This is a genomic window from Comamonas sp. Z3 (assembly GCF_008121565.1).
Lineage (GTDB): Bacteria > Pseudomonadota > Gammaproteobacteria > Burkholderiales > Burkholderiaceae_C > Comamonas > Comamonas brasiliensis.
On the sequence record NZ_VOQU01000003.1, the window covers coordinates 77551 to 99929 of the forward strand.

The following is a 22379-nucleotide window of genomic DNA, read 5'->3' on the forward strand; positions in this document are numbered from 1 at the left end:
AGGATTGCAGGCAGCGCTTAAAGTGGTCCAGGTTTTATGGAGAAGCAGCGAATGATTCACAGCGCACACGCACAAAGCAGCCCCACCCCGTACCGCATCACCCTGACAGATGCCCAAGGCCATGTCTGGCATGCCGATGAACCCGTGAATGATGGCGGCACCGATTCCGCCCCCAACCCCATGCAGCTGATGCTCTCGGCCCTGGGAGCTTGCACGGCCATCACCCTGCATATGTACGCGGGTCGCAAGCAGTGGCCGCTGAGCCATGTCGATGTGGACCTGCAGCTCAACCCCGACGGCAAGCCTGCGGATGCCAACCAGATCACGCGCAGCATCACCCTGCATGGCGAGCTGGACGATGAGCAGCGTCAGCGCCTGCTGCAGATTGCCAATGCCTGCCCCGTGCACAAGCTGCTGGAAGGCAAGGTTTCCATTCCCACCGCCTTGACCGAAGCCGCGCAGGCATGAAAAAAGCCCTGCAGTCACCTGCAGGGCCTTGGTCGCTGGCGCGTGTAACTTGATTACACCGATACTTCCAGCGCGCCCACTTCCACATAGTGCTCGAACTCGCGTTTGGCCAGCGATGCGGTTTCGGGCTGCTGGTCCTCAGGATCGACCCAGGACAGCACGTAGCTGGCGATGGCGGTATCGACCTTCATCTCTATGCCCATGGGAATCTGCTCGGACGGGCCATCTCCGACACGGTGCTCCACCTTGCCGGTGACACGGGCGGCAAAGTGTTCGGGATACAGCTGGATCTCGACTGCCGAGATCTGGTTGCCTTGAGTGCTGTGTTCGTTCATGTTGATTCCTCCTGCAGTTGTTAGGTCGCTGCGCACGAAAGCGCCGCGTGAAAGCCACTGCTAGCGGCCTACGCCTTTAAATTAGCCGACTCCGGGCGGAGTCCTTGTCAGCCGATTGGCTGAATCCTCACAGTGATGTAACTGCGTGCAAGGCGCTGCTGCATTCTGCCGTCGGATTGCGCGAATACTGCATATCCCTGACACTCGAAACTCCTCGCCGTCAGGATTTGTCATGAGTGAATCAAAGAACTTACAACGTCTGCCCACGCGCATAGCCGATGTCGGCGGCATCCCCATCCACCGTGCCATTCCGCAGACGGCATTGCGCAAGGTAGGGGCCTGGTGCTTCCTCGACCACGCCGGCCCGGCCCTCCCACCTCCTCCCGGCATGCAGGTCGGCCCCCATCCCCATATCGGCCTGCAGACTTTCACCTGGATGATCGAGGGCGAGGTGTTGCACCGCGACAGCCTGGGCAGCGAGCAGATCATCCGCCCCGGCCAGGTCAATCTGATGACGGCCGGCCACGGCATTGCCCATTCCGAAGAGGCCCAGACACTGGGCGTGCATGCGGCCCAGTTGTGGATTGCACTGCCCGACAGCCATCGCGATATAGCGCCCCGCTTCCAGCATTACCCCGACCTGCCCAGGACCGAGATCGGCGACTTTGCCGTGACCGTGCTGGCCGGCGAAGCTCTTGGCCTGACGGCGCCCGCAGAAGTCCATTCCCCGCTGATGGGCGTGGACCTGCTGGCCTGCGGCACGGCCAGCCAGTCGCTCGCGACCATGCCCCTGCGCGCCGACTTTGAACATGCGGTGATGAGCCTGTCAGGCGAGGTCAAGGTGGAAGGCCAGGTGCTGCCCTCGCAAGAGCTGATCTATCTGCCCGTCGGCACCCGGGAGGTGCAGCTGGAGTGCACGCCCGGCAGCCGCCTCATCATCATCGGCGGCGAACCCATGGATGAGGCCATCTTGCTCTGGTGGAACTTTGTGGCACGCACCACCGAAGAGATGCAACAGGCCCAGAAGCAGTGGGAGGCCGAGGCCGCCACCGATGCAGAACTCGTCAACGGCCAGCCACGCCGTTTCGGCAGGCCCGTGGCCTCGGCACTGAAGTCCCTGCACTCTCCGTCGCTGGCTGGCGTCAGCCTGCGCGCTTCCAGATAGGTCTCTGACCCCCGATTCAATTCGCACCAAATTGGTGCGAATTGAATTTCTTGGGCAGGTGAATAGAAGCACCTTTGCGAATTTTGATGGCTTTTGAAAGCATTTAGGCGCATCAAATCTTCTGCAAGAGATCACAGCCCCGATGTTATGCATGAAACGTTTGGACTCATGCACACCTAGCTTTCATAATCCATCCAACGCCCTGGCCACGAGATTGCGACCGCCGCTTTTTCATCCAGGGCGTTGCCACGTCCTGTCCGTGGGGCGGTGGCCAATTCAACTTTGCAAAGAAAGCAGATCGATGCGTCAAGAACATGACTTCATTGGCATCAAAACCATCCCTCCCGACGCGTACTGGGGCGTTCATTCCGCACGCGCAGTGGAGAACTTCCCCATCACCGGTCACTCGGTCGCGCACATGCCCGAGCTGATCCGCGCATTTGCCTTTGTCAAAAAGGCAGCGGCCCAGGCCAATCTGCAGTTTGGCGCCATCAATCTCAAACAAGCCACCGCCATCTCCCAAGCCTGTGATGATCTGATTTCCGGCCAGCTGCACGAGCAGTTTGTGGTCGATGTGATCCAGGGCGGCGCCGGCACCTCCACGAATATGAACGCCAATGAGGTGATCGCCAACCGTGCACTCGAGCACCTGGGATTGCCCAAAGGCAGCTACGACGCGATCCACCCCAACGATCATGTCAATGCGTCGCAGTCCACCAACGACTCCTACCCCACAGCCGTCAAGCTTGCCACCTACGCTGGCATCCAGAAGCTGCTGATCGCCCTGGCCGGGTTGCGCTCTGCTTTCGAAGCCAAAGCCGGCGAATTCGCCCACATCCTGAAAATCGGCCGCACACAATTACAAGACGCCGTCCCCATGACTCTGGGGCAGGAATTCTCGGCTTTTGCGGCCATGATCGCCGACGATGAGAAGCGTTTGCGCGAATCCGCCTATCTGATGACCGAGGTGAACATGGGGGGCACTGCCATCGGCACCGGCATCAATGCCCCCGTGGGCTACACCGACGCCGTGATCAAGGCTCTCGCTGAAATCTCGGGCGTGCCCGTGGTCAAGGCGGCAGATCTGATCGCCGCCACCGGCGACACCGGCGCCTTTGCCGACATTTCCGGCATCTTGAAGCGTATTGCCGTCAAGCTGTCCAAGATCAGCAACGACCTGCGTCTGCTCTCTTCCGGCCCTCAAGCGGGTGTGGCAGACATCAAGCTGCCGGCACGCCAGGCCGGCTCGTCCATCATGCCCGGCAAGGTGAACCCCGTAATCCCCGAGGTGATGAACCAGGTCTGCTTTGAGGTGATCGGCAACGATGCCGCCATCACCATGGCCGTGGAGGCCGGTCAGTTGCAGCTCAACGCTTTCGAGCCGCTGATGGCCTGGGCCCTGCACAAGAGCCTGAACCACCTGAGCAGCGCCTGCAAGACGCTGCAGACCAACTGTGTGGAAGGCATTGTGGCCAACGAGGCCCTGCTGGATGCCCGCATTGCCGAGTCGGTGACGCTGGTGACGGCGCTGAACCCGCTGATCGGCTATGAAAAGGCTGCCAGAATTGCCAAGACCGCCATCGCCAACGGCAAACAGATTGCCGTGGTGGCGGAGGAGCTGGGCATCATGAGCCAGCTCGACATGAACAAGCTGCTGGTCGCCGACAAGCTGACCCGGGCTGGCGCCTTGACTGCCGCCTAAGCAGGCGGCCGAGCAGCAAAAAGGGCATGTTCATGATGAACATGCCCTTTTTGATTGACGGGTGTCACGCGCCTGGGGCGCCTGCATTCAAGGTGCGCCAAGCCCCAAACACCTCATTCAAGCCACGGCGGCATTCTCGTCACTGGGATCATCCACGCCGCGCACGCTTTCCCGCAGATTCTTGTCCTTGAGCTTGCCCAGATCGGTTTCCACCGCGCGTTTGAGCTTTTCAATCGCGGCGCTGAAGGCTTCCTTGACCTTTTCGGCTTCCGCGTTCACTGCGATGGGAGGACGTCCTGTGGCCCGGGTCTCGAGAACACAGCGTTTGCCTGGGCCGCCCGTGGTCTTCAGGGCATCAACGCCCGTGAGAAAGACCTCCACACGCACCACATACTCCTTCAGGCGGGCCAGCTTGGCATTGATCTCCTCCTGCGCCCATTGAGCCAGAGACTCTCCACCCTGGATGGAATCGTCGGCATGAACCTGTACTTGCATGCAAATCCTCCTAGTCACCAAATGCCGCAACCGCTGCGGCGAAATCTGTAGGGGTGCCCTAAAGGCAGGCGAAAACATCGTAACGCCAGAACCTTGTTCTGCCCATCAGGGCTTTTTACGCCAGCCATGGACAGGGGCTTTGACCATTGTGGAGGCAGCTTCGCAGCGATTTGAAAGAGATAGCAACAAGGGTATGTTCGGCGAGCTTTGCCCTTGCGCCAGAGCAAGAAATCCTGGTCCGTGACTTGCAAAAAGTAGGCGTTTTTACGCCTTGGGTCGTCAGTTACTGCCAGCCTTCGATTCAGGTTCGGCCACAAAGCCGATCCGCGTCAGACCTGCCGCGTGGGCCCATCCCATGACCTGCACCACGCGACCATAAGGCACGCTGGTGTCTGCGCGCAGCTGCACCTCGGCCTGAGGATTGCGGCGTCCCAGCGCCTCGAGTTGCTGCTGCACTGCAACATCATCCGCCACGACTCCCCGAATCCAGATTTCGCCGGCAGGGCTGACCTCGACCATCAAGGCATCGCTCTTGCTCACCGCGGGCGGCTTCACTGCTGCCTGCGCCTTGGGCAGTTGCACGCGCAAGCTGGCGGCCAGCATGGGGGCGGCCAAGATGAAGATCACCACCAGCACCAGCATCACATCGACCAGTGGCGTGACGTTGATGGTGTTGATCGGGGTTTGTGCCCCCTCACGGTGGCTCATGCGACCGAATGCCATGGCGCTGCCCCTCAGGAAGCCTGCGCCCCGAACTGGGCATGCAGGTCATGGGCAAACCCTTCCAGGACAGCCTCCAGCTGGCTGGCCGAGCGGCCCAGCAGGTTATAGGCCAGCACGGCCGGCAAGGCGACGGCCAGGCCGGCAGCCGTCATGACCAGGGCTTCACCCACGGGCCCGGCGAGCTGGGCGATGTCGACCTGACCACTGCCCGCCAGCGTGCCCAGCGCATGATGAATGCCCCATACCGTGCCCAGCAGGCCCACAAACGGCGCTGTCGCGCCGATGGTGGCCAGCAAGGTCTGCCCCCATTGCAACTGGGTCGATGCCTGGCCCAGGGCCTCGCGCAGCCTGCGCATCAGGCGCTGGTCCGGTGCAGCGCGCTGCTCCAGAGAGCCTTGATCGGCACCGCTGCCCTGCTCCACGGCCACAGCCATGGGCTGCACCAGACCTTGCCTGTCGCGCGCCCTGACCTGCGCCAGTGCCTGGGTCAGATCAGGCATCTGCCAGAACACGGCCACGGCCTGCGGCACGCTGCGGCGGGCTGCCGCCATGAACCAGAGCTTGTAGAGAATGACCACCCAGCTGAGCACGGACATCAGCAGCATCAGGGCCGCCGTGGCCCATGTGACCGCATCGCCCTCTGCCAGCCATTGCCACATTCCTGCAGACATCTCTCACCTCGCTCCCAGAAACAGCAAGGGGCCGTCACGGCCCCTTTGCAAATTGCGCGATCAGCGCAGCTTCAGCACATCGTACATATCGTACTGGCCGGTCTTCTTGTCGGCCAGGTAGGCCACGGCACGCAGGCTGCCATTGGCATAGCCGGCACGGCTGCTGGACTTGTGCGAAATCTCGATGCGCTCGCCGGTACCGGCAAACAGCACGGTGTGATCGCCCACGATATCGCCGCCGCGCACGGTGGCAAAGCCAATGCTGTCGGCCTTGCGTTCGCCGGTGTGGCCGAAGCGCTCATACACGGCGCGGTCGGCCAGCTTGGTGCCCTGGGCTTCGGCAATCACTTCGCCCATCTTCAGGGCCGTTCCAGAAGGTGCATCGACCTTGTGCTTGTGGTGCGCTTCGACGATTTCGATGTCGTAGCCGCCTTGCTGCAAGGCCTTGGCGGCCATCTCCAGCAGCTTGAAGGTCACGTTCACGCCCACGCTCATATTGGGGGCAAAAACGATGGAGGTCTTCTGGGCAAACTCGGCGATCTGCGCCTTTTGCTCTTCCGAGAAGCCGGTGGTGCCGATGACCACACCCACGCCCAGATCGGCCGCCACGGCCAGATGCTCCAGCGTGCCTTCGGGGCGCGTGAAGTCGATCAGGCAGTCGGCCTTGGACAGGGCCTCGCGCACATCGCTTTCGATCTTCAGGCCGCTGGGTCTGCCCAGAAAGGCCGAGGGATCGGTCCCGATGGCAGGGCTGTCCGCACGGTCCAGCGCCGCAGCCAGCACGCAGTCGCTGCTGTTCAGAATCGCTTCGATCAGCATATGGCCCATGCGGCCGGAGGCTCCCGCCACGGCAACGCGCTGGGGAGTGGAGGAATGGGTGGTGGATGCGGTCATGGCGCTATCACTCGGTCAAATGAACAGACGGCAGGAGTGCATCCGGGCCGTCATAAAAAGAGAGCATCCACCGCTTTGTACAAGCGGGGAACAGCCTGTTTTGTGCTTAACGCGATTCCAGCGGTGGATAGCTGGCGGCAGCAGGCGGCAGATTGGCCGCAGCCTGCTCGGCTTCGCTGTTGGTGCGGGCAGGATATTTGGCCAGCTGGGCTTCGCTGGCTTCCAGCTGCGGAACCTTGGGCGTGCCCTTCATGCCCTTGAGGCTGGCCACGAAGTCGGACTCGGAAGGCATCTCGTCACCTTCGGCGCGGGCAAAGACATCGCCATTGAAGAAGACGGTGAGCTTGCGGATCTGCGACTCCACGCCTGGGCGATTGATGGTGAACACGTATTCCCAGCGATCGCCGTGGAAGACGCTGGTCACGAGGGGTGTGCCCAGAATGTCGCGAATCTGCTGACGGCTCATGCCGGGCTGCAAGGCCTCGACCTGCTCCTTGGACACGAAGTTGCCCTGCACGACATCGACCTTGTAGGGAGTGACGGCATTGGCGACACGGTGCGCGGCACCGTCGATACTGTTGCAGCCGGCCAGTGCCGCTGCGATTGCCAACGTCAGGGCCAGACCTGCGCGGCTACGGGCTTGAACATGCATGGGTAATGGCATAGGGATATGATCGGGTTCATTGTAGCGGCAGGCCCCGGAGGCACTTGGAGATTCCCTTTATCCCCGTGTAAAGCTTCTTCCAACCAGTGATTCCAGCCTTCCATGTGCCCGTAGTCCACCAAGAGATACCGACATGAAAAATATTGATGAACTCAAAAGCACGGGCCTCAAAGCCACTTTGCCGCGTCTGAAGATCCTGGAAATCTTCCAGAAGGGCGCCCAGCGCCACATGACGGCCGAAGACGTGTTCCGCGTGCTGCTGGACGAGCGCTCGGATATTGGCCTGGCCACCGTTTACCGCGTGCTGACCCAGTTCGAGCAGGCCGGCATCCTGATCCGCAGCAACTTCGAAAGCGGCAAGGCCGTCTATGAGCTCAACGAAGGCCAGCACCACGACCACTTCGTCTGCACCAGCTGCGGCAAGGTCGAGGAGTTCTATGACGCCGAGATCGAGAAGCGCCAGAACCTGATCGCCAAGGAAAAGGGCTGGGTGATTCAGGATCACTCCATGGCGCTCTATGGCCAGTGCGCCGAGTGCGCCACACGCGCCGCCAAGTAGGGACGCGAGCGTGAATCCCGGGGCAAGACATGCAGATGTCTTGCCCTTTTTACATTTGGAGAGAACTTCTTTACATAGCTCCACCAGGCCTCAAACCACTATCGGGCCGGACTGCTTATGCTGCAGTCATTCCCGCGTTCGAGGAGACCTGATCCATGCGGCTGCTGCACTTTTCACCTACCAGGACCCTGCTCTGTCTGGCTGCCGTCGCCCTGGCCGCGTGCGCCCCGCTGTCGCCATCATCAGGCCGCGCCAGTCCGGAGGTATTGCAGGTGCTGAGCAGCAGCTCCTTGCCCGACAAGACCAGCGCGCTGCAAAGCCAGCAATGGCTGGACCGGGTCACCTGGGGGGCAACCGACCATGATGCCGCCCAGTTGCAGCAGCAAGGCCTCAAGCGCTGGCTGGCCGCTCAGTTCAGCCCCTCCTCAGCGCCCATGCCGGCCGAGGTGCAGCAGCACATCGATGCCTTGAGCATCACTCAGAAGCCCATGGCGCAGATCCAGCGCGAGATTGCCGACCAGCGTCTGGCCATTCGCAACAGCCAGGATCCCGAAGAGGCCGCCAAACTGCGCAGCGAGCTGCAACGCCAGCTCAACCAGCTGGGTGCCGAAGCCCAGAAGCGCCAGATCTGGCGCGCGCTCTACTCGCCCCACCAGTTGCAGGAGCAAATGACCTGGTTCTGGATGAATCACTTCAATGTCAGTACCCGCAAGGGCGATGTACGCATGTGGGTGGGCGACTATGAGGAGCAGGCCATTCGCCCCCATGCGCTGGGCAAGTTCCGCGAGCTGCTGGCCGCCAGCATGCGTCATCCGGCCATGCTGCTGTATCTGGACAACGCCAGCAATGCTGCCGGCCGCATCAACGAGAACTACGCGCGTGAACTGCTGGAGCTGCACACCATGGGCGTGGGCAGCGGCTACACCCAGGCCGATGTGCAAGCCATGGCCCATGTGCTGACCGGTGTGGGCTTCAGCACCAGGGAGGCCGATGCTCCTCCGCCCAAGCTGCGCCCCGAACGCCAGGGGGACTATGTGCGCCATGGCTTCTTCGAATTCAACCCCAACCGCCACGACTACACACCCCAGGTCTTACTAGGCAGGCCGCTGGAAAAAAGCGGCCTGGCCCAGGTCAACGAGGCGATAGACCGCATAGCGGCTTCGCCAGTCACCGCAAAGTTCATAGCGCGCAAGCTGTCGGTCTATTTTCTGGGAGACAACCCGGCCCCGGCCGTGATCGACCACGCAGCACTGGCCTTCGAGCGCAGCCATGGTGATATTGCCGTCACGCTGGCGACCCTGCTGAGCGACCCGCAGGCTCAGCAATTCGGCCAACGCTTCAAGGACCCGGTCCACTATGTGCTGGGTGCCACACGCCTGGCCTATGACCAGCGCGTGGCCAGCGATGTGTCCCCGGTACAGAACTGGCTGAACCAGCTGGGACAGCCGCTGTACGGCCACGAAACGCCGGATGGCTACCCCCTGGCCCAGTCGGGTTGGTCCAGCTCCGGCCAGATGAATGCCCGCTTCGATGTGGCCAGACAGATCGGCAGCCGGGGTGCCCTGCTGTTTCGCAGCGGCCCCCAGCAGCCCCTGGAAAAGCCACCTTATCCCGAACTCGGCAAACGCAGCAGTGTCCAGGCTCGCGTGCAGGCGCTTGGTGCAGCCACACGCACCGCGCTGGCCCAGGCCAGGAACCCGGCGGACTGGAACAGCTTTTTCCTCTCCGCCCCCGAAATGATGTACCGCTAAGGATGGCAGCCATGCATAGACGTCAATTTCTCAGCCTCGGCGCGGCCCTGCCGCTGGTCTGTCATCTGGGCCAAGGCCTGGCCACACCCTTGCAGAGCAGCTCGCCGCGCTTTCTGCTGATCTTCCTGCGCGGCGCCTACGACTGCAACAGCCTGCTGGTGCCTACTCATAGCGACTTCTACTATCAGGCCAGGCCCAGCATCGCCATAGCGCGCCCGGGATCGGCCGACGGCGCACTGGCCCTGAACCCTCAATGGGGGCTGCATCCTGCATTGCAAAGCACTCTGCTGCCTTTGTATGAGCAGGGCCAGGCCTGCTTTGTGCCATTTGCGGGCAGCAACGACCTCTCCCGCAGCCATTTCGAAACCCAGGACTCGATCGAGCTGGGACAGCCACAAGAGGGTGGCAAGAGCTTTCAGAGCGGCTTTTTGAACCGGCTGACCCGGGTGCTGCAAGCCGACAGCCAGAGCCGGACCAGTCTCAGCCCCATGGCGTTTACTGCCCAGTTGCCGCTATGTCTGCGCGGCAGCGCCCAGGTGGCGAACATGGCGCTGGCCTCCGTACGCAAGACGGCCGTGGACGAGCAGCGCAGCCAGATCATTGCCTCCATGTACCAGGGCTCGGCCTTGGAAGTCCCGGTGCGCGAAGGCTTTGCGGTACAGCGTGCCGTGCAGCGCAGCGTGCAGGAGGAAATGGACCAGGCCGGGCGCAATGCCATCAGCGCCAAGGGTTTCAGCCTGGTAGCCCAGCGCATGGCCCACCTGATGCGCGAGCAGTTCGACCTGGGCTTTGTCGATATCGGAGGCTGGGACACCCATGTCAACCAGGGAGCCGCCAGTGGCAATCTGGCCAACCGGCTCAGCGATCTGAGCCAGGGCCTGGCGACGTTCGCCGGATCCATGGGAGCCGAGGCTTGGCGCCATACGGTGGTGGCGGTGATCAGCGAGTTCGGCCGCACTTTCCGCGAAAACGGCAACAAGGGCACAGACCACGGCCATGGCACGGCTTACTGGTTTCTCGGCGGCGGCCTGTCTGCCCAGGCCGGCGGCAAGGTGCTGGGCGAGCAGATCGAAGTGACCGAAAAAGCGTTGTTCCAGAACCGCGACTACCCCGTACTCAACGAATACCGCTCCCTGCTGGGCGGCCTGTTCGCGCGCATGTACGGCCTGAACGCATCGCAGCTGCAGCAGATCTTTCCGGCCTCGCAGCCCGGCAGGCTGCAGCTGGTCTAGAACGACTCGCCGCTCTCCATGGCGCGGCGGTGGCGCATCACGAACTCCTGGTAGGTGTCGATGCCGCGCAGCTGCAGGATGGCATTGCGCACCGCAGCTTCCACCAGCACGGCGATGTTTCGGCCCGCCACCACCTGAATCACCACCTTGCGCACGGGCACGCCCAGCACGTCCTGGGTCAGCGGCTCGGCGGGCAGGCGCTCGTATTCGCGCTCCATGGTTTCCTTGCGCACCAGATGCACGATGAGCTTGAGGCGCATCTTGCGGCGCACCGCCGTCTCGCCAAAGATGGCGCGAATATCGAGCAGGCCGATGCCGCGCACCTCGAGCAGGTTCTGCAGCAGCTCGGGGCATTTGCCTTCGACCGTGGTCTGGTTGATGCGGTACAGATCCACCGCATCGTCGGCCACCAGGCCATTGCCGCGTGTGACCAGCTCCAGCCCCAACTCGCTCTTGCCCAGGCCCGATTCGCCCGTGATCAGCACGCCCATGCCCAGGATATCCATGAACACGCCGTGCATGGTGATGCGATCGGCGAAATGCTTGGACAGATAGGCACGCAGCACGTCGATGACGAAGGCCGACTGCTCCTTGGTGGAGAACAGCGGGATGTGCGCGCGCTCGCACATGGAGATCAGTTCGTCGGGCGCGTCCTGACCATCGGCCAGCACCAGCACCGGCGGCTCCAGCGTGACGATGCGGGCGATGCGGCGCAGGCAGTCCTGTGAGGTGGCATTGGTCAGGTAGGCGATTTCACGCTCGCCCAGCACCTGCAGCCGGTAGGGGTGGATGTAGTTGAGGTAGCCCACCAGATCGGCGCCCGAGCGGGCCGAGCGCACGGCCATTTCGTCGAAGCGGCGCTCGGAAGCACCCAGCCCCGCTATCCACTGCCAGCGCAGGCTGGAGTTGCGAAATGCCTCGAACAATACGTCGGCACTGATGGCGCTGGGTCTCATGGCAAGGCCCTGTCAGTCAAAAAAGAAGCCAGAACTCAGGCCTGGGAGGTGATGGAGGACTGCCAGCTGTCGATCATGCCGTGCAGCTGCTGCGCATCGGTGGAGGACTTCAGGCGCTCGCGCAACTGGCTGTCGCTGAGCAGCTCGGCGATCTCGGACAGGATTTCCAGATGCTTTTGCGTCGCCGCTTCGGGCACCAGCAGGAAAATCAGCAGGCCGACCGGCTGCTCGTCGGGCGCATCGAAGCCGATCGGGCTGGCCAGCTGGAACACTGCCGCCATGGGAGCCGTCAGGCCCTTGATGCGGCCATGGGGAATGGCAACTCCATGCCCCAGACCGGTAGAGCCCAGGCGTTCGCGTGCGAACAGGCTATCGGTGATCAGGGCACGAGACAGACCATGCAAGCTCTCAAAGAGCAAACCCGCTTCCTCGAAAGCGCGTTTCTTGCTGGTGACATCAACGCTCACAAGCACTTGAGCGGCGGGAAGGATAGAAGCTAGGCGATTCATGGTGTGATCAACAATTATGCACCGCAGCGCTGAAAACCGTGGGGAAACCCTGATCACCATCAAAAACCGCCCCGTAGGGCGGCACTTTTAGCGTTGTAACAAGGCGACAGCCCTGCAACAAACCGGCGCAAACGCTGGGCTTGCGCCTCGCTTTCATCAACCTGACACCTGCACCAGCTGCAAGCCGCCGGAATCCAGTCGCTTGGCTGTGGCACGCGGGCCTTGTTGACGAGTCTTGTAGCGCATCACCACACGGTCGAGTTTGTCGGCCAGGGCGTCCACGGCGGCATAGAGGTCGAAATGCTGCGTCTCCACGAACAAGTCTTGCCCTTTCACGCGTACGGTGCAACCGGCGCGCTGTCGTTTGTCTTTTTCCTTTTGCTTGTGGACTGTGAGCAGCACCTTCACGTCCACGACCTGATCGAAGTGCCTGAGAATGCGTTCCAGCTTGGCCATGACATAGCTGCGCAGCGAGGGAGTGACCTCCAGGTGATGCCCGCTAATCGTCAAATTCATAACAAAACACTCCTTAGCTCTCGGTGAAATCACTGCGGTTTCACAGCACCTGATGGCTGTGCCGCAGCCTGGCAGTTCGGAATGCGCATTCGTCTTTGCTGTGAATCCACTATGCGCCCGCCCCACGCCAAAGGCAACGAAATGACCGGGATAGCGCAGGCTCGCCAGGGGCCTTGTTTGACGGTTTGATGACAGCCGGTTTTGACGCCACAATGAGTGGCTTTGGCCCGCATGCAAAGGATACGCCTGCATGCCCCAGGGCCTCGATCGCGGCAGGCGCGCGCTGGCAAAGACCGTGACCGTCCAAACCCCTGCCTGCGCCATTAAAATCGCGTTTTTACGCAGCCGCCTCTCGGGCCTGCGACGCTGGCAGCCCCTTGGGCTTTCAGGCGCCTGCTGACCGACTGCACGCCTGAATTGCCTGACAGCCCCTATCTCGACCATGACCACCCAGCCCTCCGCCCTGCATACCTCCAACATTGCCTCGCTGCCCCTGCTCGCGCGCGGCAAGGTCCGCGACAACTACGCCGTGGGCGATGACCGCATCCTGATGGTGGCCTCGGACCGCCTGTCCGCCTTTGACGTGATCATGGGCGAGCCCATTCCCGGCAAGGGCGTGCTGCTGACGCAGATGGCGCTGTTCTGGTTCGACAAACTGGGCCATATCTGTCCCAACCACCTGACCGGCGAAGCGCCCGAATCCGTGGTCAAGCCCGAGGAAGTCAAGCAGGTCGAAGGCCGCTCCATGCTGGTCAAGCGCCTCAAGCCCGTGCTGATCGAAGCCGTGGTGCGCGGCTATCTGGCCGGCAGCGGCTGGAAGGAATACCAGGAATCGCAATCGGTCTGCGGCGTGAAGCTGCCTGCCGGCCTGACCAATGCCGCCAAGCTGCCCGAGCCCATCTACACCCCCGCGGCCAAGGCCGAAATGGGTGACCACGACGAAAACATCACCTACGAGCGCACCGTGGAAATGGTGGGCGAGCAACTCGCTGCCCAGATCCGCGACACCGCCATCCGCATCTACAAGGAAGCGGCCGAGATCGCGCTGACCAAGGGCATGATCATTGCCGACACCAAGTTCGAGTTCGGCCTGACCGAAGACGGCACCCTGGTGCTGATGGACGAGGTGCTGACCCCCGACAGCTCGCGCTACTGGCCCGTGGAAGGCTACGAGGACGCGCTGGCCAAGGGCGAGAACCCTCCCAGCTACGACAAGCAGTTCGTGCGCGACTGGCTGGAGCAGGCGCAGGTCAACGGCAAGGCCTGGGACAAGAAGGCTCCCGCGCCCCGCCTGCCCAAGGAAGTGATCGACAGGACGGCGGCCAAGTACCGCGAAGCGCTGGATCGCCTGACCGCCTGAGCGATCAGCCCCAAGCAAACAAAAGGCCCCTGGACAAAAATCCGGGGGCCTTTTGTTTTGATAGCTGCTTGCGCTTTCAGGCAAAGGATTTCAGCTAGAAATAATGCTGAAATCCTTTATTTGCATACGCTTGCAGCTATGTTTTTTAGTGGTGATGACCGTGGCCGCCGTGCACGTGCTTGTGGGCAATTTCTTCTTCGGAGGCCTCACGCACCTCGTTGACCACCGCGCTGAAGCGCAGCGCGAAGCCGGCCAGAGGGTGGTTGCCGTCCAGCAGCACCACGGGGCCCTTGATCTTCACCACGTTGTAGATCTGGGGCAGGCCCTGGTCATTGGTGCCGCGCAACTGGCCGCCCACCTTCACGCCCGCAGGGAATTCACCCTTGGGAATGGTGCGCTTGAGGCTTTCGTCGCGCTCGCCGAAGGCGTCTGCCACGGCCAGGTCCACGGTCACGGCATCGCCTTTTTGCTTGCCGTCCAGAGCGGCTTCGACCTTGGCGAAGATGTTGTCATAGCCGCCGTGCAGATAGGCCACATCGCCCTTGTCCAGCAGTTTGACGGCCACGCCGCCCGCGAGCAGCTCGTGAATCTTGTAGTTGATGGTGACGGCAGTGTCTTTGGTGATGTTCATGACGATGGATTTCGAGTGGGGCGGTGCCTGAACCCGAGTCAGGCATCGCGCAAAGCTGCCATTGTCGGCGACTCGGGCTATTCCAGCGTCACGCCCGTGGCCTTAACCACGCCGCGCCATTTGTCCACGTCGGCACGGATCTGCTGCGCAAAGACCTCGGGCCTGCTGGCCACGGGCTCGGCGCCCAGGCTGCGTAGCTGCCGTGTCACCTCGGGGTCGCGCACGGCCTGGGCGACTGCGGTCTGCAGCGTGTCGAGCACCGCCTTGGGCGTTCCCGCCGGCGCCAGCAGGCCGAACCAGCCCGAGACCTCGTAGCCGGGCACGCTTTCGGCGACGGTGGGAATGTCTGCCGCCCCGGGCCAGCGCTGCGGCGTGGTCACGGCCAGCGCCCGCAGCTTGCCGCTGCGCACGAAGGCGATGGTGGACGGCAGGTTGTCGAAGCCGGCCTGTATCTGCCCGCCCATGAGATCGGTGAGCATGGGCGATGCGCCCTTGTAAGGCACATGGGCCATGTCCACGCCGGCCATCATCTTGAGCAGCTCGGCGCTCATGTGCGGAGAGCCGCCGGGGCTGGTCGAGCCGAAGTTGATCTGCCCGGGCCTGGCCTTGGCCAGCGCCAGCAACTCGCCCAGGGTGCGCGCGGGGACGCTGGGATGGACCACGATGATGTTCGGCGTGCTCGCCACCACGGTGACGGGCGCGAAGTCCTTGACGGCGTCATAGGGCAGGTTCTTCTGCAGCGCTGAATTGATGCCGTGCGAGCTGGCCGTTCCCATGACCAGCGTGTAGCCGTCAGCGGCGGCCTGGGCCACGGCCACCGAGCCTATGGCACCGCTGGCGCCGGCCCGGTTTTCGACGACGAAGGGCTGGCGCAGCCGCTCGGACAGCTGGGCCGCCGCCAGCCGCGCGATGATGTCCGTGGTGCCTCCTGCCGGATAGGGCACGATGATGCGCACGGGCTTGGCGGGGTAGGACGGGGCCTGCGCGAAGGCCACGGCCGTGCAGGCCGCCATGGCCAGCGCGGCAGCCAGGGCGCGAAACAGATGCGAGGTCATTGCGGTGTCTCCTGGTGGTGTTTTATGGAATATGCGGCGGATGCCCGCACTGGATGTCGGTGCCGGCTCAGCCCGGCTCAGCCCGGTGCACGGCGGCGCAGCAGCGGCACCAGCGCAGCGGGCACGAGCAGCTCGAAGCCCAGGATGGCTGCCGACAACGCCTTGCCGTAGTTGTCCACCGACAGGCTGCGCGAGACGCCGCCGCCCAGTGCACCGTGCGCCACGAAGTTCAGCGCGTGCAGGTTATCGGCCTCGTAGCGCAGCACCTCGCCGGTGATGGCCGGGCCATGAAAGGCCTTGAAGCGTTCGGCGCTCAGCTGCTGCTTGAGCAGCGCATAGAGCTCGGGCTCGTAGGCAAACACGGCGATGTTGGAAGTATTGCCCTTGTCGCCCGAGCGCGTATGCGCCACCTGCTCCAGCGGCACCCGGATGTCCTGGTTCATGTCCTGCATGCTTTGCTCCCCTGCTCAGCTCGTGAAGTAGTCGATATGCGCCGTCACCTGCTCGCGCGGCACCAGAGCGGACCACACGCCTATCACCTCGCGCGTGCGCTCCTGGTGCGGCACGCGCTTGCCGGTGTGGGCAATCCCCGAGACCGCCATGCCGTCCACTTCGCGCCCCACCTTGACGGCCTCCTCGCGCGACCGGGTGCGTGCCGCCACGCGCACGGCCACTTCATAGGGCTCGGGCACGTCCACTGGCGTGGCAGCGCCATGCACGGCGTTCAGACCCAGGAAGTCGATGCGCACTTCCTCGGCATCGAGCTTCACGATGCGCAATCGCTCCTCCAGGATGCGCCTGGCCAGCTGGGCACGGCGCAGCGCGCCGGGGCCGGCATAGAAGAACATGTCCTCGCCGATGAAGCCCTCGGTGCACCCCATGGAAACCTTGAGCGTGGGTGTGCGCGGCTTGCCCGTAAGACCCGTCACGCGCACGCGGTCCGGCGCCAGCTGCTCGATGTGGGCCTGCGTGAAGTCGACCACCACATCGGGCGTGATGTAGTTCTCCGGGTCGTGCACCTCGTAGAGCATCTGCTCCTTGACGGTCTGCAGGCTGATCATGCCGCCCGTGCCTTCCACCTTGGACAGGGTCACGCCGCCTTCGGCATCGACCTCGGCGATGGGAAAGGCCAGGTTCCAGGGCTCGGGCACGTCCTTGAGGCCCGGGTCTGCAAAATATCCCCCGGTGACCTGGGCCCCGCACTCCATCAGATGGCCTATCGCGCTGCCGGCTCCCACGCGCTCGTGGTCCAGCAGGTCCCAGCCGAACTCATGCACCATGGGAGCCAGGAACAGCGAAGGGTCGGCGACGCGGCCCGTGACCACGATCTGCGCACCTTCCGCCAGAGCGTCAACGATGGGAGCGGCCCCGAGATAGGCTTCGGCCGAGATCAGCGAGTGGGCAATGCTCTGCGTGGGGGCACCGGTCTCCAGGATGGTGGGGGCCAGCGACAGCACGCGGTCAGTGATCAGACTGCCGCCCACGGCCGCCACCTTGACGCCGGTGATGTCCAGCTCGCGCAGCAGCTCGACGATGCGCCGGGCCGCACCCTGCGGATTGATCCACCCCTGGTTGGAGATGATGCGCGTGCCCTGGCGCATGCAGGCAGGCAGCACGGCGCGCATGCGGTCGTCGAGATAGGTGTCGTAGCCCGGGAAGGAGGGGTCCCGTCGGATCCTGACCTGTGCGGCGCAGACCGTGGCCTCGGCCATGGTCTCGAAGCACAGGTAGTCGAGCCGGCCACGCTCGGCATTGAGGGCGGCGGGCTCGATCCGGTCGCCCCACCAGGCGGCTCCCGCGCCTATGCGCAGGATCTTGCTGTCATTCATTGCGCTTGTCTCCGTTGTTCCCCCAGACCCGGGGGCTGGAGCCATTCTGTACAGTCGTTTTTGAAGAGACAACGCATGCGCGCGCACAGCGCATGTGAATCAATTTCACAGGGGGCGAAGACCTTAGATGGACCAGTTCGGCGAGATGACGGTATTCCTGCGCGTGATCGAGGAAGGTAGTTTTTCCGGTGCCGGCAGAAGGCTTGGGCTGTCGCCTTCGGCGGTGAGCAAGCTCATCGCGCGCATGGAGGCACGCCTTGGCGTGCGACTGTTCGAACGGATTGCCGCAGCCATACGCCTGACGCAGGAAGGCGAGCGCTTTCGCATCGCCAGCCAGCGCGTGGTGCAGGCCATGGAGCAGGCAGAGGCCTGTGTGCGCGTGACCGATGCCGAAATCTCGGGCACGGTGCGCATCCATACGGCGCTGACCACGGCCAAATACCTGGTGGCACCGCGCCTGCACCTGCTGCTGGACCGGCACCCACGCCTGCACCTGGACTTCGTCCTCGGCACGGAGCGCGGCGACTTCGTGCGTCAGGGCATAGACGTCGCCATCCACAGCGGCAGGCCTACGGAGCAGACGCTGATCGGCCGCCCGCTGATGCTCAGGCCCTGGGTGATAGCCGCGTCGCCGCAGTACCTCCAGCGTTTCGGCCACCCCGAGCAGCCCGAGGATCTGCTGCAGCACCGCTGCCTGAACTTCACCATACGCACGCAGTGGAACCGCTGGACCTTCCATGAGGAAGGCGGACTCAAGACCATAGACATTCCCAGCCACATCGGCGCCAACCAGGGTGAGCTGTTGCGCAGCCTGGCGTTGCTGGGCCACGGCGTGGTGCGGCTGGCGCACTTCCATATCGCCGCCGACCTGGAGCGCGGAACCCTGGTGCCGCTGCTGCCGCAGTTCCAGGAACGCAGCGAGGACGACCGCTTCTACCTGCTGTATCCACGCGGCAGATCCCTGGCGCCGCGCGTGCGCGCCGTGGTGGACTTTCTCGCAGGGGAGTTCGGCTGAGCGGGCTTCACGCCAGGCATTGCCGCGCGCAGTCGAGCAGGCTGCGCGCCCAGCGCGCGCGCGCCGAGGTATTGAGCCACAGCAGGCCGACCTTGCGTGCGTCCGGGGCGCGGTCGCCGGTGCCGCCAGACCCGTTGCCCGCTCCTGGCAGCGCCAGCGCGCACACCTCGCGCCCCTGGGCAAGCACGCTGCCAATGTCGGGCACCAGGCCTACGCCCAGGCCCTGGTCGACCATCATGGCCACGGCCAGTACCGAGTTGAGCTCCATGCGCTCCACGGGGACTATGCCCTGGGCCTTGAGGTAGCGGTCGGCCAGGCGCCCGCCGGCCAGCGCACGGTCATAGCGCACCAGGGGACGGCTGCGCAGCAACTCCAGCGGGTCCTGACGTGCGTCCTCGCGGCGGCACAGCACGACCAGGGGTTCCTCGCGCAGTTCGGCCCAGCAGACGGTCTTGGGCAGGTCGAAGGAGGGCTTGAGGCAGATCAGTACGTCGAGCTCGGACTGCACCAGGGCGGTGTACAGCTCGGGCGTGAGCCCGGCACGCACGCTGATGCGCACCTGCTCATGGCGGGCCACGAAGGCCTGCAGGACGGCAGGCAGAAAACCGTGCAGGGCCGTGTTCACCGTGCCCAGGCGCAGCTCGCCGCCGTCGGCGTCGCCCAGCACCCATTCGCGCAGGCCGTCGAAGTCCTGCAGCAGCCGCTGCCCGCGCTCGAACAGGCGCTCGCCGGCTGCAGTGGCACGCACGCTGCGGCCATGGCGCACCAGCAAGGGGGCACCCAGCGCAGCTTCAAGCACGCGCATCTGCTGGGCGATGGCCGAGGGACTGAGGTCGAGCTGGCGCGCGGCTTAGGACATGGAGCCGGTCTGCACGACGCGCAAGAAATTGTGTATGTACTTGACATCCATCTCGCACATTTTCTTCAAACAAATGCCAGCCGCAAGCCCTGTTTTCGAGAGCGTGCCTGGACCACACTGCGGACAACGAACTGACAAGGAGACAAAAATGCGTGAGTCCGATTTCCTCAGCCGCCGCCGGTGGCTGTCCACCGCAGCGGCCGGCCTGGGCGCTGCCGCCCTGCCCGCCTTCGCCCAGCGTCGCAGCACGCGCATCGTCGTGCCTTTTGCGCCCGGCGGCGGCAACGATGTGCTGGCGCGGCAGATGGCGTACGGCCTCAACGACTCCCTGGGCTACGGCATGATCGTGGAGAACAAGGCCGGCGCGGGCGGCAATCTGGGCACGGAGATGGTGGTTCGCGCTCCCGCCGACGGCAGTATCTTCCTGCTCGGCCATACGGGAACGGTGTCCATCAATCCCTCGCTCTACCCGGGCCTCAAGTTCAATGCCTCCACCGATCTGCAGCCGGTGGCCATGTTCGCCTCCTCGGCCTTGCTGCTGGTGGTGCCGGCCGCGTCGCCCGCCCGGAACGTGGCCCAACTGGCCGAGCTGCTGCGCCGCCGCAGCGGCGAGCTCAACTACGCGTCCAGCGGCTCGGGCACGGGCGGCCACCTCACGGGCGAGATGTTCGCCCATGCCCTGGGCGCCAAGGCCATCCACGTGCCGTACAAGGGCACCGCACCATCGCTGACCGATCTGGTCGGCGGCAATGTGGACTTCAGCTTCGGGGTGATCCCGGCAGCCATGGCCCTGGTCAAGGCCGGCAAGCTGCGCGCCCTGGCAGTGACCGGGGCCAAGCGCCAGCCCCAGCTGCCCGACGTCCCCACGGTGGCCGAGTCCGGCGTGCCGGCCCTGGCGGATTTCGAGAGCTCGCTGACCTATGGCGTGCTGGCCCCCAAGGGCACGACGCAGGAGACCGTCGCCACGCTGGGACGCGACATCCTCAAGGTGGCAGCCTCCAGCAGCTTCCAGTCCCGCCTGGAGGTGGAAGGGGCCGTGCCGCTGCTGGGCGACAGCAGGCAGTACGCAGCCCGCATCCGCCAGGAAAGCAGCAAGTGGGCAGCGGTGATCAAGGCATCGGGAGCCACGGCCTGAGGCCGGCGCAAACATCATGACTCTGGTGAACGACTATCTGGGCCCGGCCGGCGGTGGCGCCTGGTTTTCCGATGCGCAGTGGCTGCAGGCACTGCTTCGCTTCGAGTCCGGCCTGGCCCGGGCACAAGCCGATTGCGGACTGATTCCGGAGCCTGCGGCCCAGGCCATTGCCAGCGCCTGCGAGCAGGCGCCCCTGGACCGCGACCGCATTGCAGAACAGGCACGCGCCAGCGGTGCGCTGGGCCTGGCCCTGGTCAAGCCGCTGCAACAGTGGCTGCAGGCGCATGGCCCCCAGGGCCTGCCCTGGCTGCACTGGGGCGCGACCACGCAGGATGCCGTGGACACGGCCAGCGCCCTGCTCACGCAACAGGCGCTGCAGGCCCTGCTGGCCGAGTTGCAGGCCCTGGTCGACGCATTGCTGAATCTGGCCGCTCGGCATGCTGCCACGCCCATGCTGGCGCGCAGCCTGCTGCAGCCCGCGCAGATCACGAGCTTCGGCCTCAAATGCGCACAGTCGGCCGCTGCCCTGCAACGCAGCATCGACCAGCTCTCGCAGCTGGCGCCCCGGGCCTTGTGCGTGCAGCTGGGCGGCGCCGTGGGCAATGGCGCGACCCTGGGCACGCACAGGCTGGCGGTGGAGCAGGCGCTGGCGCAGCACCTGGGCCTGGAGGCCTGCGGCCACAGCTGGCATACGCAGCGCGACAGCTGGATGCGCCTGGCCATGGAAGTGGCCGTGTGCTGCGGCAGCCTGTCCAAGCTCGCGCGCGACTGGTCGCTGATGTCGCAGTATGAGGTCGCAGAGATCAGCGAGGCAGCGCGCGGCAGCACTTCCAGCGCCATGCCGCACAAGCGCAATCCCGTGCACTGCATGCAGGCCGTGGCCCAGACCCAGGCCGTACCGCCGCTGGCCGCCCTGCTGCTGGGCTGCATGGCCCAGGCCCATGAGCGCGCGCTGGGTGAATGGCAGGCGGAAGTCGCCCACTGGCCCGAGCTGTGGCGCCACGCTCATGGCGCGGCCGCTGCACTGCGCCAGGCCGCGCAGACGCTGCAGGTCCACCCGCAGCGCATGCTGGCGCATGTGGCCGGTCTGCGGGGCCTGGTATTTTCGGAGGCCTGCGTGCATGCCCTGGCGCCCTTCACCGGCAAACATGAAGCCCTGGCCGCCGTGGAGCAGCTCGCCCCCCTGGCGCTGGAGCAGCAGCGCGAGCTGCAGGAGCTGCTCATGCAATGGGCTGCCAGCCGCACCGCACCCGAACTCCCCCCCGAACAACTGCCAGCGCTGCGCCGCGCGTTGTCCCAGGCCTGCGACCCGCAGCAGGCCGTACAGGCTTCGCAGCGCGAATGCCTGGCCCTTCTGGCCAGCCGTTCGCCAACCCCAATGGAAGAAAGCCCTGCCCATGCAGAACAAGACCCACCCTGCCTCTGAAGCCGCCGACAGCCTGCAGCGCGGCTTGGCCAATCGCCGCCGCGTGCTGGGCAATGCCTGGGTGGACCGGTCCGTGGAGAGCGCGAATGTGCTCAATGTGGAGTTCCAGCGCATGATCACCGCCTATGCCTGGGACGGCATCTGGAGCCGCCCGGGCCTGGAGCGCCGAACGCGCCGCATCATGGTGCTGGCCATCACGGCGGCCATGGGGCGCTGGGAGGAGTTCGAGCTGCACATACGCACGGGACTGCAGGCCGACCCGGCCGACAGCGAGGCCGCGCCGCTGGACCTGGACACCATCCGCGAGGTGCTGTTGCAGACCGCCGTCTATGCCGGCGTGCCTGCGGGCAACACGGGCATGGCGGTCACGCTCAAGGTGCTCGGGGAACTGGGGCGCATGCCGGAGGCCGCGAGCTTCGCCCCCTGAGC

General features: G+C 64.4%; 24 protein-coding genes and 1 pseudogene. 11 read left to right on the top strand and 14 right to left on the bottom strand.

Annotated elements, in window-relative coordinates; all coding sequences use genetic code 11:
- Positions 1 to 51: 51 nt before the first annotated feature.
- Positions 52 to 468: an OsmC family protein gene (locus FSY59_RS08905; protein WP_003060365.1), complete on the top strand. Its 417-nt coding sequence runs from the start codon at positions 52 to 54 to the stop codon at positions 466 to 468.
- 53 nt (positions 469 to 521) lie between these two features.
- Here FSY59_RS08905 and FSY59_RS08910 read toward each other — a convergent pair whose 3' ends face one another.
- On the bottom strand, positions 522 to 803 hold the full coding sequence (locus FSY59_RS08910; RefSeq protein WP_003060364.1) for a hypothetical protein: 282 nt from the start codon (positions 801 to 803) through the stop codon (positions 522 to 524).
- Positions 804 to 1035: 232 nt separating this feature from the next.
- On the opposite strand from FSY59_RS08910, the gene FSY59_RS08915 reads away from it, so the two are divergent.
- The gene (locus tag FSY59_RS08915; protein ID WP_003060362.1) at positions 1036 to 1968 is read left to right on the top strand and encodes a pirin family protein; all 933 of its coding nucleotides are present in this window, start codon (positions 1036 to 1038) and stop codon (positions 1966 to 1968) included.
- Between the two features lie 301 nt (positions 1969 to 2269).
- A complete protein-coding gene (locus FSY59_RS08920) occupies positions 2270 to 3670 on the top strand; it encodes an aspartate ammonia-lyase (RefSeq protein ID WP_003060360.1) in 1401 nt (466 codons plus the stop codon).
- Positions 3671 to 3787: 117 nt separating this feature from the next.
- Here FSY59_RS08920 and FSY59_RS08925 read toward each other — a convergent pair whose 3' ends face one another.
- From FSY59_RS08925 to FSY59_RS08945, 5 genes are all read right to left on the bottom strand, one after another.
- Positions 3788 to 4165 carry an HPF/RaiA family ribosome-associated protein gene (locus FSY59_RS08925; protein WP_003060358.1) on the bottom strand — a complete coding sequence of 126 codons (378 nt, stop codon included), beginning with the start codon at positions 4163 to 4165 and terminating at the stop codon, positions 3788 to 3790.
- Positions 4166 to 4444: 279 nt separating this feature from the next.
- Positions 4445 to 4888 carry a biopolymer transporter ExbD gene (locus FSY59_RS08930; protein ID WP_148728833.1) on the bottom strand — a complete coding sequence of 148 codons (444 nt, stop codon included), beginning with the start codon at positions 4886 to 4888 and terminating at the stop codon, positions 4445 to 4447.
- A gap of 11 nt (positions 4889 to 4899) precedes the next feature.
- Positions 4900 to 5559 (bottom strand): MotA/TolQ/ExbB proton channel family protein, encoded by a 660-nt coding sequence (locus FSY59_RS08935; protein ID WP_148728834.1) that lies wholly within the window; start codon positions 5557 to 5559, stop codon positions 4900 to 4902.
- Positions 5560 to 5619: 60 nt separating this feature from the next.
- Positions 5620 to 6453, bottom strand: a complete 834-nt coding sequence (gene dapB, locus FSY59_RS08940; RefSeq protein ID WP_003060352.1) for a 4-hydroxy-tetrahydrodipicolinate reductase — start codon at positions 6451 to 6453, stop codon at positions 5620 to 5622.
- A gap of 106 nt (positions 6454 to 6559) precedes the next feature.
- Entirely contained in the window at positions 6560 to 7105 is a 546-nt protein-coding gene (locus FSY59_RS08945; RefSeq protein ID WP_043375773.1) for an outer membrane protein assembly factor BamE, read from the bottom strand.
- A 145-nt stretch (positions 7106 to 7250) separates the two neighbouring features.
- Here FSY59_RS08945 and fur point away from each other — a divergent pair, with 145 nt between their 5' ends.
- The 3 genes from fur (at position 7251) to FSY59_RS08960 (ending at position 10659) form a co-directional block, all read left to right on the top strand.
- Complete coding sequence (gene fur / locus FSY59_RS08950; RefSeq protein ID WP_003060349.1) at positions 7251 to 7676, top strand: ferric iron uptake transcriptional regulator; 426 nt, start codon at positions 7251 to 7253, stop codon at positions 7674 to 7676.
- 155 nt (positions 7677 to 7831) lie between these two features.
- Positions 7832 to 9427 carry a DUF1800 domain-containing protein gene (locus FSY59_RS08955; protein WP_003060347.1) on the top strand — a complete coding sequence of 532 codons (1596 nt, stop codon included), beginning with the start codon at positions 7832 to 7834 and terminating at the stop codon, positions 9425 to 9427.
- An 11-nt stretch (positions 9428 to 9438) separates the two neighbouring features.
- Positions 9439 to 10659 (top strand): DUF1501 domain-containing protein, encoded by a 1221-nt coding sequence (locus tag FSY59_RS08960; RefSeq protein WP_003060346.1) that lies wholly within the window; start codon positions 9439 to 9441, stop codon positions 10657 to 10659.
- On the opposite strand, the gene hprK is transcribed toward FSY59_RS08960, so the two are convergent.
- The 3 genes from hprK to hpf form a co-directional block, all read right to left on the bottom strand.
- Positions 10656 to 11615 carry an HPr(Ser) kinase/phosphatase gene (hprK, locus tag FSY59_RS08965; RefSeq protein WP_003060345.1) on the bottom strand — a complete coding sequence of 320 codons (960 nt, stop codon included), beginning with the start codon at positions 11613 to 11615 and terminating at the stop codon, positions 10656 to 10658. The genes FSY59_RS08960 and hprK overlap by 4 nt on opposite strands.
- 35 nt (positions 11616 to 11650) lie before the next feature.
- Positions 11651 to 12124, bottom strand: a complete 474-nt coding sequence (locus FSY59_RS08970) for a PTS sugar transporter subunit IIA (RefSeq protein ID WP_003060344.1) — start codon at positions 12122 to 12124, stop codon at positions 11651 to 11653.
- Between the two features lie 156 nt (positions 12125 to 12280).
- Complete coding sequence (gene hpf / locus FSY59_RS08975; RefSeq protein WP_003060342.1) at positions 12281 to 12640, bottom strand: ribosome hibernation-promoting factor, HPF/YfiA family; 360 nt, start codon at positions 12638 to 12640, stop codon at positions 12281 to 12283.
- A 442-nt stretch (positions 12641 to 13082) separates the two neighbouring features.
- Here hpf and FSY59_RS08980 point away from each other — a divergent pair, with 442 nt between their 5' ends.
- Complete coding sequence (locus tag FSY59_RS08980; RefSeq protein ID WP_003067010.1) at positions 13083 to 14000, top strand: phosphoribosylaminoimidazolesuccinocarboxamide synthase; 918 nt, start codon at positions 13083 to 13085, stop codon at positions 13998 to 14000.
- Between the two features lie 145 nt (positions 14001 to 14145).
- Here FSY59_RS08980 and FSY59_RS08985 read toward each other — a convergent pair whose 3' ends face one another.
- From FSY59_RS08985 to FSY59_RS09000, 4 genes are all read right to left on the bottom strand, one after another.
- The gene (locus tag FSY59_RS08985; protein ID WP_019044168.1) at positions 14146 to 14631 is read right to left on the bottom strand and encodes a peptidylprolyl isomerase; all 486 of its coding nucleotides are present in this window, start codon (positions 14629 to 14631) and stop codon (positions 14146 to 14148) included.
- A 77-nt stretch (positions 14632 to 14708) separates the two neighbouring features.
- Positions 14709 to 15686, bottom strand: coding sequence for a tripartite tricarboxylate transporter substrate binding protein (locus FSY59_RS08990; protein ID WP_148728835.1), 978 nt, complete (start codon positions 15684 to 15686; stop codon positions 14709 to 14711).
- A 77-nt stretch (positions 15687 to 15763) separates the two neighbouring features.
- On the bottom strand, positions 15764 to 16138 hold the full coding sequence (locus FSY59_RS08995; protein WP_019044170.1) for a hypothetical protein: 375 nt from the start codon (positions 16136 to 16138) through the stop codon (positions 15764 to 15766).
- Positions 16139 to 16153: 15 nt separating this feature from the next.
- Positions 16154 to 17515, bottom strand: coding sequence for an acyclic terpene utilization AtuA family protein (locus FSY59_RS09000; RefSeq protein ID WP_148728836.1), 1362 nt, complete (start codon positions 17513 to 17515; stop codon positions 16154 to 16156).
- Between the two features lie 127 nt (positions 17516 to 17642).
- Here FSY59_RS09000 and FSY59_RS09005 point away from each other — a divergent pair, with 127 nt between their 5' ends.
- A complete protein-coding gene (locus FSY59_RS09005; protein WP_148728837.1) occupies positions 17643 to 18530 on the top strand; it encodes a LysR family transcriptional regulator in 888 nt (295 codons plus the stop codon).
- Positions 18531 to 18537: 7 nt separating this feature from the next.
- Here the strand turns inward: FSY59_RS09005 and FSY59_RS09010 are convergent.
- Positions 18538 to 19449: pseudogene (locus FSY59_RS09010) on the bottom strand (LysR family transcriptional regulator).
- Positions 19450 to 19537: 88 nt separating this feature from the next.
- Between FSY59_RS09010 and FSY59_RS09015 the strand changes: the two are divergent.
- The 3 genes from FSY59_RS09015 to FSY59_RS09025 are packed head-to-tail and all read left to right on the top strand — an operon-like array spanning position 19538 to position 22377.
- The gene (locus FSY59_RS09015) at positions 19538 to 20524 is read left to right on the top strand and encodes a tripartite tricarboxylate transporter substrate binding protein (protein WP_003060326.1); all 987 of its coding nucleotides are present in this window, start codon (positions 19538 to 19540) and stop codon (positions 20522 to 20524) included.
- A 16-nt stretch (positions 20525 to 20540) separates the two neighbouring features.
- Positions 20541 to 21950 carry a lyase family protein gene (locus tag FSY59_RS09020; protein ID WP_003060323.1) on the top strand — a complete coding sequence of 470 codons (1410 nt, stop codon included), beginning with the start codon at positions 20541 to 20543 and terminating at the stop codon, positions 21948 to 21950.
- A complete protein-coding gene (locus FSY59_RS09025; RefSeq protein ID WP_003060322.1) occupies positions 21922 to 22377 on the top strand; it encodes a carboxymuconolactone decarboxylase family protein in 456 nt (151 codons plus the stop codon). The genes FSY59_RS09020 and FSY59_RS09025 overlap by 29 nt, the downstream gene beginning before the upstream one ends.
- Positions 22378 to 22379 lie beyond the last annotated feature (2 nt).

Excerpts from the sequence above, each read along its gene's own strand:
- FSY59_RS09015 (WP_003060326.1), top strand. The coding sequence starts at position 19,538 with ATGCGTGAGTCCGATTTCCTCAGCCGCCGCCGGTGGCTGTCCACCGCA.
- FSY59_RS08905 (WP_003060365.1), top strand. The coding sequence starts at position 52 with ATGATTCACAGCGCACACGCACAAAGCAGCCCCACCCCGTACCGCATC.
- FSY59_RS09025 (WP_003060322.1), top strand. The coding sequence starts at position 21,922 with ATGCAGAACAAGACCCACCCTGCCTCTGAAGCCGCCGACAGCCTGCAG.
- FSY59_RS08910 (WP_003060364.1), bottom strand. The coding sequence starts at position 803 with ATGAACGAACACAGCACTCAAGGCAACCAGATCTCGGCAGTCGAGATC.
- FSY59_RS08920 (WP_003060360.1), top strand. The coding sequence starts at position 2,270 with ATGCGTCAAGAACATGACTTCATTGGCATCAAAACCATCCCTCCCGAC.
- FSY59_RS08930 (WP_148728833.1), bottom strand. The coding sequence starts at position 4,888 with ATGGCATTCGGTCGCATGAGCCACCGTGAGGGGGCACAAACCCCGATC.
- fur (WP_003060349.1), top strand. The coding sequence starts at position 7,251 with ATGAAAAATATTGATGAACTCAAAAGCACGGGCCTCAAAGCCACTTTG.
- FSY59_RS09000 (WP_148728836.1), bottom strand. The coding sequence starts at position 17,515 with ATGAATGACAGCAAGATCCTGCGCATAGGCGCGGGAGCCGCCTGGTGG.
- FSY59_RS08935 (WP_148728834.1), bottom strand. The coding sequence starts at position 5,559 with ATGTCTGCAGGAATGTGGCAATGGCTGGCAGAGGGCGATGCGGTCACA.
- FSY59_RS08980 (WP_003067010.1), top strand. The coding sequence starts at position 13,083 with ATGACCACCCAGCCCTCCGCCCTGCATACCTCCAACATTGCCTCGCTG.
- FSY59_RS08960 (WP_003060346.1), top strand. The coding sequence starts at position 9,439 with ATGCATAGACGTCAATTTCTCAGCCTCGGCGCGGCCCTGCCGCTGGTC.
- FSY59_RS09005 (WP_148728837.1), top strand. The coding sequence starts at position 17,643 with ATGGACCAGTTCGGCGAGATGACGGTATTCCTGCGCGTGATCGAGGAA.
- FSY59_RS09020 (WP_003060323.1), top strand. The coding sequence starts at position 20,541 with ATGACTCTGGTGAACGACTATCTGGGCCCGGCCGGCGGTGGCGCCTGG.
- FSY59_RS08990 (WP_148728835.1), bottom strand. The coding sequence starts at position 15,686 with ATGACCTCGCATCTGTTTCGCGCCCTGGCTGCCGCGCTGGCCATGGCG.
- dapB (WP_003060352.1), bottom strand. The coding sequence starts at position 6,453 with ATGACCGCATCCACCACCCATTCCTCCACTCCCCAGCGCGTTGCCGTG.
- hprK (WP_003060345.1), bottom strand. The coding sequence starts at position 11,615 with ATGAGACCCAGCGCCATCAGTGCCGACGTATTGTTCGAGGCATTTCGC.
- FSY59_RS08995 (WP_019044170.1), bottom strand. The coding sequence starts at position 16,138 with ATGCAGGACATGAACCAGGACATCCGGGTGCCGCTGGAGCAGGTGGCG.
- hpf (WP_003060342.1), bottom strand. The coding sequence starts at position 12,640 with ATGAATTTGACGATTAGCGGGCATCACCTGGAGGTCACTCCCTCGCTG.
- FSY59_RS08955 (WP_003060347.1), top strand. The coding sequence starts at position 7,832 with ATGCGGCTGCTGCACTTTTCACCTACCAGGACCCTGCTCTGTCTGGCT.
- FSY59_RS08985 (WP_019044168.1), bottom strand. The coding sequence starts at position 14,631 with ATGAACATCACCAAAGACACTGCCGTCACCATCAACTACAAGATTCAC.
- FSY59_RS08915 (WP_003060362.1), top strand. The coding sequence starts at position 1,036 with ATGAGTGAATCAAAGAACTTACAACGTCTGCCCACGCGCATAGCCGAT.
- FSY59_RS08925 (WP_003060358.1), bottom strand. The coding sequence starts at position 4,165 with ATGCAAGTACAGGTTCATGCCGACGATTCCATCCAGGGTGGAGAGTCT.
- FSY59_RS08945 (WP_043375773.1), bottom strand. The coding sequence starts at position 7,105 with ATGCATGTTCAAGCCCGTAGCCGCGCAGGTCTGGCCCTGACGTTGGCA.
- FSY59_RS08970 (WP_003060344.1), bottom strand. The coding sequence starts at position 12,124 with ATGAATCGCCTAGCTTCTATCCTTCCCGCCGCTCAAGTGCTTGTGAGC.